At 49.6% G+C, this 11,536-nt stretch carries 7 protein-coding genes; 3 read left to right on the top strand and 4 right to left on the bottom strand.

The window, feature by feature from the left end:
- Positions 1-7: 7 nt before the first annotated feature.
- Positions 8-2,917: a WD40/YVTN/BNR-like repeat-containing protein gene (locus ACW9SV_RS14585; RefSeq protein WP_479557508.1), complete on the top strand. Its 2,910-nt coding sequence runs from the start codon at positions 8-10 to the stop codon at positions 2,915-2,917.
- A 112-nt stretch (positions 2,918-3,029) separates the two neighbouring features.
- On the opposite strand, the gene ACW9SV_RS14590 is transcribed toward ACW9SV_RS14585, so the two are convergent.
- On the bottom strand, positions 3,030-3,473 hold the full coding sequence (locus tag ACW9SV_RS14590) for a response regulator (RefSeq protein WP_479557509.1): 444 nt from the start codon (positions 3,471-3,473) through the stop codon (positions 3,030-3,032).
- Between the two features lie 322 nt (positions 3,474-3,795).
- On the opposite strand from ACW9SV_RS14590, the gene ACW9SV_RS14595 reads away from it, so the two are divergent.
- Entirely contained in the window at positions 3,796-4,845 is a 1,050-nt protein-coding gene (locus ACW9SV_RS14595) for a hypothetical protein (RefSeq protein ID WP_479557510.1), read from the top strand.
- Between the two features lie 139 nt (positions 4,846-4,984).
- Here the strand turns inward: ACW9SV_RS14595 and ACW9SV_RS14600 are convergent, their stop codons facing one another.
- On the bottom strand, positions 4,985-6,427 hold the full coding sequence (locus ACW9SV_RS14600; RefSeq protein ID WP_479557511.1) for a RagB/SusD family nutrient uptake outer membrane protein: 1,443 nt from the start codon (positions 6,425-6,427) through the stop codon (positions 4,985-4,987).
- A 78-nt stretch (positions 6,428-6,505) separates the two neighbouring features.
- Positions 6,506-9,634 carry a SusC/RagA family TonB-linked outer membrane protein gene (locus ACW9SV_RS14605; RefSeq protein WP_479557512.1) on the bottom strand — a complete coding sequence of 1,043 codons (3,129 nt, stop codon included), beginning with the start codon at positions 9,632-9,634 and terminating at the stop codon, positions 6,506-6,508.
- A 402-nt stretch (positions 9,635-10,036) separates the two neighbouring features.
- Here ACW9SV_RS14605 and ACW9SV_RS14610 point away from each other — a divergent pair, with 402 nt between their 5' ends.
- A complete protein-coding gene (locus ACW9SV_RS14610; RefSeq protein ID WP_479557513.1) occupies positions 10,037-10,384 on the top strand; it encodes a DUF6970 domain-containing protein in 348 nt (115 codons plus the stop codon).
- An 85-nt stretch (positions 10,385-10,469) separates the two neighbouring features.
- On the opposite strand, the gene ACW9SV_RS14615 is transcribed toward ACW9SV_RS14610, so the two are convergent.
- Complete coding sequence (locus ACW9SV_RS14615; RefSeq protein WP_479557514.1) at positions 10,470-11,459, bottom strand: aspartate-semialdehyde dehydrogenase; 990 nt, start codon at positions 11,457-11,459, stop codon at positions 10,470-10,472.
- Positions 11,460-11,536 lie beyond the last annotated feature (77 nt).

An 11,536-nucleotide genomic window follows, 5' to 3' on the forward strand; every position in this document is an offset into this window, starting at 1 on the left:
TCCACTCATGCTGATAGGGCTTTTGAGCCTTCCGGCAGTGGCCCAGAAAAACAAAGACAAACAGCCCGCGGCCACTTCCTCCAAATCCCGGATGGAAGGGTATCAGCAACGGCTACAACTGCAGAAAAACTCGTTAGTGAGTAACCTGCCGTTCCGCAACGTGGGACCAACTGTGATGAGTGGGCGCGTGGTAGATGTAGACGTAAACCCGACAGACCCCACCAATTTTTACGTGGCCTACGCCTCCGGCGGATTGTGGCACACCACCAACAACGGCATCTCCTTTGAGCCGCTTTTCAGCAATGAGACTGTGATTACCATCGGGGATATCAGCGTTGACTGGAAAACTAACACCATTTATCTGGGAACCGGCGAGGCCAACTCCAGCCGCTCTTCTTATTCGGGCGTGGGTATCTACAAAAGCACCGATGGCGGCAAAACCTGGCAGTACAAAGGCTTGCCAGAGTCGCACCACATTGGGCGTATCATCCAGCACCCTACAGACCCTAACACAGCCTGGGTAGCGGCTTTGGGTCACTTGTATTCGCCTAACCCAGAACGCGGCGTTTACAAAACCACCGATGGTGGTAATACCTGGAAGCACGTTTTGAAAGGCGGCGATGACAACACCGGAGCCGTCGACTTGGTCATTGACCCGTCCAACCCCAATGTTCTATATACCAGCATGTGGCACCGCGAGCGCCGCGCCTGGAACTTTGTGGAGAGTGGCAGCACCTCCGGCGTTTTCAAAAGCACTGATGGCGGAAATACCTGGCAACGCATCACGGGCGGTACCAGCGGCTTCCCGGCTACGGAAGGTATCGGGCGGATTGGCCTGAGCATTTTCCCGCAGAACCCCAACATCATCTACGCCAGCGTGGATAACCAGGACCTCCGAAAGGACGTGAAACCTGCGGTGGCTACGGGCAACAAGCTGCGCAAAGAGCAATTCAAGGATTTCTCCAAAGAAGATTTCCTGAAGATGGACGATGCCGCTATCAATACCTTCCTGGAAGAAAACAACTTCCCGCGCCAGTACACGGCCAAAACGGTGAAGGAAATGGTGAGCACTGATAAAATCAGACCAGTGGCGTTATCAGATTTTCTGGTGGATGCCAACTCCATGATGATTGAGACGCCGGTAACGGGTGCGCAGGTCTACCGCTCAGACGATGCTGGTAAAACCTGGAAGAAAACGCACGAGGGCTACATTGATGACCTGTATTATACCTACGGCTATTACTTCGGAGTGATCCGAGTGTCGCCGTTGAACGCGAACCACGTCTACATCTTGGGCGTGCCGTTGCTGAAATCTGAAGATGCGGGCAAAACCTGGCGTGAGATTGGAGGCGACAATGTGCACTCAGACCATCAGGACCTATGGGTGAGCCCTACGCGTCCTGGGCACTTAGTGAATGGCAACGACGGCGGCATCAACATCACGTACGACGATGGGAAATCCTGGTTCAAGGCCAATTCTCCGGCGGTAGGGCAGTTCTACTCTGTGACCGTTGATATGGCGCAGCCTTACAACGTGTACGGCGGATTGCAGGACAACGGCGTGTGGGGCGGCCCTAGCACCTACCAGGCAAGTTCCGCCTGGACCGATAACGGCCGTTACCCCTACCAGCGCTTAGGCGGGGGCGATGGCATGATGGTGCAGGTAGACTACCGCGACAATAACACTGTTTACACCGGCTCGCAGTACGGCGCTTATTACCGCCTGAACAAAGCCACCGGACAGCGTTTGTCCATTCAGCCTAAACACCAATTGGGCGAACGTCCGCTCCGCTTTAACTGGGAAAGCCCGATTTTACTGTCGCGCCATAACCAGGATGTGCTGTACTTCGGGTCTAACAAATTCCACCGCTCATTGAACAAAGGCGAGAACATGGAAGCGCTTTCTGGTGATTTGACCAAAGGCGGCCGCAAAGGCGATGTAGGCTACGGCACCTTGACCACTATAGAAGAATCTCCTAAGAAGTTTGGCTTGCTGTACACTGGTTCAGACGATGGCCTCATCCACATCAGCCGTGACGGTGGCTACACCTGGACGAAGATATCCGATAAGCTTCCGCAAGATATGTGGATCAGTGGCCTAGCTGCCTCGGCAGAAAACGAAGGAACGATTTACGCGACTTTGAATGGTTACCGTTGGGATGACTTCAATCCTTACCTGTTTGTGTCCAACGACTACGGAAAAACCTGGAAGCAAATAGGCAAAGATTTGCCAAAAGAGCCGCTAAACGTAGTGCGGGAAGATCCCAAGAATACTAACGTGCTGTACGTAGGTTCTGACAACGGACTTTATGTGTCCTTTGACAAAGGCCAGACCTTCCAGGCGATGGGCGGTGATGTATTGCCCTCAGTGGCGGTACATGATTTGGCCATCCACCCCAGAGAGAATGACTTGGTAGTAGGCACGCACGGCCGCTCCATCTACATCGGTAACGTGACGCATTTGCAGCAACTCACGCCAGCTGTTCAGCAGAAGGGAGTTCATGTCTTCCAGATCACCCCGCCGCAATACTCTGAGCGTTGGGGGCAGAAGTTCGGGGCTTGGAACGAGCCTATGACCCCATCGTTAACCATCCCTTACTTCGTGAATGCGGCTGGCACTGCCGCCGTGCGCGTGAAAACCGACAAAGGCCAAGTACTGAAAGAATTGAAAGACCAAAGCGAACGCGGCCTGAACTACGTAGCGTATGACCTAACCTTAGAACCTGCCAACTCGGCTGCCTACGAGCAAGCGTTGAACGAAGGCCGCAAGAGTGGTGATCCGGTAAAAGTGACCAAATCCGCCAATGAGCAACTGTACCTGCGCCCAGGTAAATACGTGGTGGAAGTTGAAGCCAACGGAAACAAAACCTCGCAGGAGTTTACCTTGAAAGCCCCTGAGCGCCGAGGCAGAGAATAAGCTTGTGCTCCCTTAAACTAAAAGCTTCCGCTTTGAACCTGTTTTACTGAAAACGGGCTTAAAGCGGAAGCTTCTTTTTTGGATAACTGAACTCAGCCGTTGGGCTGAAAGGCTATAAATCCTCCGAAGAGGAAGCAGAACTACCCTCTGAGGCCCCAAAATGTTCCTTGATCAAGTGAAGGGCATCGGCTTGGGTAAGCGGTTTAGACAAGTGGCCATCCACATCTGGGAACTCCTTTAGGCGGTGCAGGTCATAGAAGCTGGCCGAGGAAGACAAGGCAAACAGCTTTTTCGCCTTCTGTTCAGGGGCCAGGTGCTGGTAACGTTCCAAGAAGTCAAACCCATCCATCACCGACATTTTAATATCCACCAGAATCAAATCCAGAGGGAATTCTGCCTCCAGGTGCTCTGGTCCGCTAAGGTATGTCAAGGCTGCCTGTCCATCAGTTACCACATCAATCTGCTGCGCGATCTCGGCTTTGTTGAGCACGCGCTTGTTCATGTAATTGGTAATATCGTCGTCGTCAATCAACAAGACACGGTTTATTTTTTCCATGGTAGGGAGCGCTTAAATTCCGATAAAGGTACTGTATACGTAAAAAAGAAAGGCAAGTAAGTGGGAGTTAATCTTTGTGAAAAGTTGGAAGAGGCTAACATCTAGGCGTATGGTTCTGTATAGTAGGTCACTGGCGCATTCTCCCGCGATACTGTAGAGCCGCAAAGCAGCATTTTCCCCTTCTTGGCAAGCGGCACAGGGTTCGAATTGAATGTCCCCGATTTTTCTCTGCGGAGAAGCAAATGAAAAAGAGTATCTTCCAGTCCGTAAAGTGGGAAACCGCGCAATTGATCAATCTAGTTAGAAGTACATGAACTTAAAAATGATGAGGAAAGCTACCCGCCTGCAGCTACTGTGCGCGCTGGGTTTAGGGTTGTTTACCGCCTGTAATTCTGAAGGAACAAAAAAAGAAGGAAACGGAGCACAGGCCGCTTCGGCTGCACCTAGTCACAGTGCCGCCGCTACCGCCGATAGCGCCAAGAAAGTTTCTGCTACGCCTGCTAAGGATTCTACCGCTGCCGGAGATTCTACCACGGCAACCGGCCCGGCAGAGTTTGTGGTAAAAGATGAAGCTGCCAACAAGCCAGGGGCCATTCTGCCCCATAAACGGATTGTGGCTTATTATGGAAATCCGCTCTCTAAACGGATGGGTATTTTGGGCGAGATTCCCCGGGATCAAATGCTGGCTAGACTTGACGGCGAAGTAAAATCGTGGCAAGCGGCAGACCCTAGTATTCCGGTGCAGCCGGCCCTTCACCTGGTGTTTGTGACCGCCCAAGGTGCTCCCGGAAAAGGCGGTACTTACCGCCTGCGCATGAGCGATCACCTGGCTGATACTGTCATTGCCTGGGCTGCCAGAAGAAACGCCATTGTGTTCCTTGACATTCAGATTGGACGCAGCACCGTGGAAGCTGAATTACCACGTTTGGAGCAATGGCTGAAATTGCCACAGGTGCATTTGGGCATTGACCCAGAGTTCGCGATGAAGAACGGAGCCATCCCGGGCCGCAAAATAGGTACCCTGGATGCAAGTGAAATCAACTATGCTACCCAATTCTTGAACGATATTGCCGTAAAGTATAACTTGCCGCCAAAGATTCTGGTGGTGCACCGTTTCACGCAACGCATGGTGACCAATTACAAGAACATTAAGCTGCGGCCCAATGTGCAGTTTGTCATGCACATGGATGGCTGGGGCGACAGAGTGTTGAAGAAAAGCACTTATCTGGCGTACATCAAGAAAGAGCCCGTTCAGTACACCGGTTTCAAGATCTTCTATTACAATGACACCAAGAAGAAGGGCTCTAAGCTTTACACGCCTAAAGAAGTATTGGCCCTTTCGCCTAAACCAATGTACATCCAGTATCAATAATAGACTTGTAAACAAGTAAGCGTTTAAGAACTATTTCAAAAAAACTAAGTCAAAAAGAAAGGGAGCCCACAACGTGGGCTCCCTTTCTTTTTGACTTAGTCTCCCCTTGCTTTTTCAACAAGGGGAGAGGATTGTTAGCTTATAGGGCTGGGTTCGTCAGCACCTCTGTGGTTGGAATTGGAATGATGTACCGGGTGTCGGTTGGTTGAATGGTGCCCAATGCGGTGGCAGAACCAGCCCCTCTTGACATGATAGGCTGACCGGTTCTGTAGATGTCATTTGACCGGAAACCTTCGCCTAGTAACTCAATTCTTCTCTCGGTTAAGATGGTGTTGATAAGGTCTTCTTGGCTGGTTGGAACATACACCCAGGTAGGGTCTGAACGGTGGTGTACCGCTAAAAGCAAGGCTAAGGCACGGGTTTGATCTCCCACTCTGGCTTCGGCCTCTGCCAGGTTCAGCAACACCTCTGAGTAGCGGATAAGAGGTACCCAGCTGGTGTAAGGAGAAACTGCAGACCATTTGGTTAAGATGGGCACATTGTTTGGAGCTGCCGTGCTACCAATGTTATATGTTGCCGTCAATGCCGTTTTACGGGCATCAGTTGCTCTGAACTGAGGATTGGCGTAAATACCGGTGGTGGCATTTAAATAATACTCAACGTTCCCAGCATTGTAGTAGTAACCTAACTGGTTCTGGGTACCAGGAGCATCCGTGTCGGTGAAAGGTGCCGATAAGATGGATTCCGTGGTGATGAAGTTAGTGAATACGGTTGCAATGTTTGGTTGCAGCTGATGCGCCACCGAAGCAGCTCCGCCAATAGTGGCGGGCGCCGTGAACGGAGCAGTAGCAGATACAATCTTGTTTGCCTCAGTTATCACATCGGTGTAACGGCCCATGGCTAAATACACCCGGCTTTTCAGGGCGATAGCTGTGCTTTTGTGGGCACGGGTGGTGTTTAGCGTAGCGTTCGCGAATGCGCCTGGCAAACCTGCTTCCGCCTCATTCAAGTCTTTCAGAATTTGGGCATATACCTCAGCAACGGTGCTTCTTTTCAAAGCGTTGTTGGCGCTGGAGGTTTCGGCCTGAAGTCTGAGCGGTAGGCCGGGAGAGGCCCCGTTGTCTGCCACGTAAGGCTTCGCGAACATCTGCACCATAGAGAAGTAAGCCAGTGCTCTCACAAACTTTGCTTCTGCTGCGTAGGCGGTAGCATCAGCCGCCGCCACCTTGTCTGTGTTTGCTGCCAGGCCTTCTAAGAAGATATTGGCGCGGTTGATGGCCGAGTACCCTCTAGACCACAAATCTGCGATGTAAGAGTCATCGGCCCCCACGGTGAAGTTGTATACCGGTAAAGCGGTCACCCCGTTGGAGGTACGGTTCACAAATTCCTCGGTGCGTACGTCATTGTAAATCTGATAGCGGCCGCCTAAGATACGGGCATGTTTCAGGGTGGCGTACAGACCGTTTACCTGCGCCACCACCAGAGCCGGAGTATCAAAGTTACTTCCTTCAAAAACAGAGGTCTCGGGTACTGCATCCAGGAAATCGTCTCCGCAAGAGGACAGGACAGAAGCTAAAGGCATGCTGAAAAGCGCAAGCCTGATTAGGTATTTCTTGCTTGGGTTTGAATTGAATATTTTCATTTCTAGATAGCGAATTAATTAGAAGCCTAGGTTAACACCAAAAGTGAACATTCTGCCTTGTGGCACTGAGTTACGTTCAACCCCTGGAGCAATGTTAGACGAACCATTGGTGGAAATTTCTGGGTCAGAACCCTTGTAGTCTGTGATCAAGAACGCGTTGTCAACCTGGGCATACACTCTCAAAGAGCTGATACCGGTTTTCCCGAACAGGGCAGTAGGTAATCTGTAACCTAACACGGCATTCTGCAGACGAAGGAAGTCACCTTTCTGTACGTTGGCATCAATTGGGAAAGAAGAACCGTTGGAAACGTTATCACCATAAACCGCACGAGGAATGTCGGTGTTAGGGTTTTCTGGGGTCCAGGCTCTCAACACATCGGTTGAGTTGTTCCAGATGCGCTGATCTCTCAAACCAGCTTGGGTTCCGTTGTAGATGTAGTTTCCACCAGAGTAAGTAAGCAATACACTCAGGTCAAAATTGCCATAAGAGAAGTTGTTGGTGAAGCCACCGTACCATTTAGGCAGGGTATTGCCGGCAAGTTGGGCATCAGCGCCAGAAACGGCAGGGGCGCGGGTTCCATCAAGGTACGTCCATGGAATAGCGGCTCCGTGGGAGTATTGTACCTCGCGGCCTTCTCTGTTGATGAAGATTCTACGGCCATTCTCAGGGTTCACACCACCTGTTTTTACTACATAAAGGCTACCTACTGGTTGACCGACTCTGGTGATGTTAGTGGTTTCTGTATCGCTGGTTAAGCCTATGATAGGCGTAGTTTCATCAACCAGGGAGGTTACTTCGTTTTTGTTTAAGGTGAAGTTGAAGTTCGTATTCCACTTGAATTTGCCAGACTCTACAGGAGTTGCATTCAAGGTGAATTCCCAGCCCTTGTTGTACATAGAGCCTACGTTCTGCAAGATAGAGTTGCCCGGGATACCTTTAGAAGGAGCCTGTGGCACTCCCAAAATTAAACCGTCGATATCGTTTTTGTAGTAGTTTACCTCCAGGCTAACTCTGTTGTTCAATACTCCTACTTCAACGCCAATGTTGGTTTGTTTACTGGTTTCCCAAGCTAACTCCTCATTGCCTGCCTGCGTGAACTGCAAACTTGGTGCTGCGGCATATAAGCCAGGTGAGTAAAGCGTATAAGGAGCATAGTCAGAGTTTAGGTTACCATTACCAACCCGGCCCCAGCTACCTTTAAATTTAAGGTTAGAGATGGTGTTGGCGATGTTAGAGTTCTTGAAGAATTCCTCCTCTGCCACGGCCCAGCCCACAGACGCACCACCAAAGTCACCCCAACGTACTCTGTTGGCAAGAGCAGAGTTTCCATCTCTTCTGTAGTTGGCGCTGAAGAAGTACTTATTGGCGTAGTTATAAGAAACGCTGGTCAGATACGCTTCATACACCCTTTTGCCAATACCTCCGCCGGCGGTGTTGGTACCATAAGAAGCTTGGAAGTCATTTAAGGTAGCAACTGAAAGGCCCTGCCGGGTTGCCCACCAGTAATTGTCATCTTGTTGCTGAGCATCTGAACCTACCAGTACAGAGATGTTATGTTTGTCAGCAATGGAAGTCTGGTACTGCAAGGTGTTGATCCAGTTCCAGTTTTCTCTTCTGTAGTTGGAGTTGGTAGCTAGACCGCCTTGGTTGAAGCCGTCACCATTGATAGGGTTGTAAAACAGTTTACTCTCAGTGTTGCTTAAGTCATAAGAGTAAGTGGTTTTGAAGGTTAAGCCTTTGAAGATTGTGAAATTACCTCCAATGTTGGCCACCATTCTGTTGGTTTCAGAAGTTTGAAGGTCTCTGTCTAAGAGCACCATTGGGTTATAATAGGTTTGCACATAGGGGCTGATGTTTGCACCATTGCCCAAGGCATTTCCGTTTAGGTTATAACTTCCATCTGCGTTGTAAGGAGAAACGTTTGGTGCTAATACAAACCCGATACGTCCCAGACCAGCCACAGAGAACCCTGCGCCAGGAAGTGAGCCGCTGTTAGGAGCTTGGTTAAACCCGTTGGTATAGTTGATGTTTCCAGTTAGGCTAAACCAGTCGGTTACTTTCTGGGTTAGGTTTAACCGGGCAGATTTCCGCTGGAATTCGTTTTTCTTTATGAATCCTTCCTGGTCTGAGTAGCCGGTAGAGAAGTAATACGTGGTTTTGTCAGTACCGCCAGAAACAGACAAGGCGTGGTTGTGAGAAACCGCTCTACGGTAGATAAGGTCTAACCAATCGGTATCAACCATGGAGCCATCTGGGTTGGTAGAAGGGAAGAAACCCGGCGCGCTTGGTGTAGCAGTATTTCTTAAAGCACTGTTCTTATGGTCAATGTATTGCTGGGCATTTAGCAAGTCTGGCAATCTAGTGGCCTGGTTTACTCCTACCCATCCATCATAGTTCACTCTAACGCTTCCTTTTTTGCCTTTTTTCGTGGTAATCACCAATACCCCGTTTGCGGCTCTTGAACCGTAGATAGACGTTGAAGCAGCGTCTTTCAAGATATCAATAGACTCAATGTCTGAGGGGTTGATGGTAGACAATACGTTGTTAGCCGCACTGTTATCACCAATCTCGTCACTTGAAATTGGAATACCATCTAATACGATCAGTGGAAAAGAACTCAATGAGATAGAGTTGATGCCACGAACCCGGATAATAGGAGGGTTGTTCAATAAACCGTTTGGCTGGATGATGTTCACCCCAGAGGCTTTCCCTGTCAGGGCCTGTCCAAAGCTCTGTACAGGACGGTCCTGGATTTCGCTCCCGGTGACGGTGGAGGCTGCCCCGGTAAATTCTTGCCGTGATTGCTGTACCCCATAGCCTGTTACCACTACCTCGCTGATGGCGCGTGCATCACTAGTAAGGCGTACGTTGATAGAAGATTGTGATCCGATGGCTACTTCTTGGTTTGAATACCCAATAAAAGTGAAGATCAGCGATCCTCCTGTAGCAGGGACAGCAATGGAGTAGGCTCCGTTGACATCCGTTGGTGTAGCGGTGCTAGTGCCTTTTAGTTGCACCGTCACGCCAGGCATTGTCTCGCCTGTCGCTGCGTCAGTCACCCGCCCTGTCACCGTTCGTTCTTGTGCCCACACCTGCCCGGCAAGTGTCAGCATCAGCACGAAGCTGAATAGTAAAGATTTCATCATGTGGTTGTTGGTTAGTTTGGAATTAGGTTTGATCCTTAAATATAATTGTAAAGAATCACCAACCAAGATGTGAAACTGGCAAGGAGCTTTGGGTTTAAATTCCTGAAAGCCAATGAAACCAAGTACTTTGAAAGTTTTATATATTAAAAATAAAATTTTAATAAAACTTATAAGTTGCAGGGCGGTATCCTTGAGCAAATGTTAAGGAAATGTTAAAAAAATATTTTTCAACATTTTATGTATTTACATCAAAGACGTAATAAGTATCTCCCTGAAATAACGAGCGTTAGGAAGCTTTTCTTGATTCTAAGTGAAACTGAATTGTAGAGGTTGAAAGAAAAGAGATAAGGGTGAAGCAACCTTTCAAGCCCTTAGGGTATCTACCAAGAAAGCCCAGTTCAAATGAAAACCTTGTACGCCTTCTGCTTGCTCTGCCTTCTGGCTTTTACCTCCTGTGAGGAGGAGGCGGTGTATAAGACCTGCATGGTGGCAAATCCTGTGCAGGAGATAGGCTGGCTGAAGGCCAAAGTCCAGCAGTTGAAGAAATCTGAATACTGCCAGTATGTGCAGGCCGGCCATTGGAAAGGCAGGACAGTTTTTGTGCTAGGGAATTGTGAGCCTTACATCAATTCCATCAGCTCTGTGTATGACTGTGACGGAAATCTGCTGTGCTACGGCGGAGATGAAACCTGCCCTGACTTCTTTAGAGAAGTAGAAGGATTGAAGGTGGTCTGGAGAAATGGAAAGTAACGCTGAATGTTTTTACCAACTATATAATAAGGAAGGCCCCTCAACGGAGGGGCCTTCCTTATTATATAGTATCCTTTAAATAGGATTACACTAGTTTGTGTTCAACTAAATATTCGGCAATCTGTACGGCGTTGGTGGCCGCGCCTTTGCGTAAGTTGTCAGCTACAATCCACATGTTGATGGTTTTGTCTTGGGTTTCATCGCGGCGGATGCGTCCTACCAGTACCTCGTCTTTCCCGTGGGCGTCCTTTGGCATTGGGTACTTCAGGTTAGCCACATCATCTACCACTACTACGCCCGGGGTTTCCTGCAGCAAACGGTACACTTCTTCCAGGGTGAAGTCGTTCTCAAACTCCACGTTGACAGACTCTGAGTGACCGCCAATAACCGGGATGCGCACGGTGGTAGCCGTTACCCTGATGGAGTCATCGCCCATGATCTTCTTGGTCTCGTTCACCATCTTCATCTCCTCCTTGGTGTAGCCGTTCTCAGTGAAAACATCAATGTGCGGGATCACGTTCAGGTCAATCGGGTAGGCATAGGCTTTCTCGCCCTCTTTTCCGGCGCGCTCATTCATTAACTGATCAACGGCTTTCTTGCCGGTGCCGGTCACAGACTGGTACGTGCTCACCACAATGCGTTTGGCTTTAAGAGCCTTGTGCAGGTTATTCAAAGCTACCACCATCTGAATGGTAGAGCAGTTAGGGTTAGCTATAATTTTATCTTCAGGGGTAAGCTCAGAGGCATTGATTTCCGGCACCACCAGTTTCTTGGTTGGGTCCATGCGCCAGGCAGAAGAATTGTCTACTACGGTAGTACCGGCTTCGGCAAACTTAGGAGCCATCTCTTTGCTCACGCTTCCGCCGGCAGAGAAAATCGCGATCTGGGGTTTCTGCGCAATGGCTTCCTCCATTCCGATCACGGTGTATTCCTTGCCCCGGAATTCCATCTTCTGGCCCACCGATTTCTCAGAGGCTACTAACAACAATTCGTCAACTGGGAAGTTACGCTCCGCCAGGACCTTCAGCATTTCGCCACCCACTAGGCCGGTGGCGCCTACTACAGCTACTTTCATGTAAAGGTTGTAAAATGATGTAAAAACGATGACCGGAGAGGAACGGGTGGGGTAGCTTTCTCCGGAAACTAAGGTAG

This window comes from Rufibacter sp. JT20002 (genome assembly GCF_056491185.1).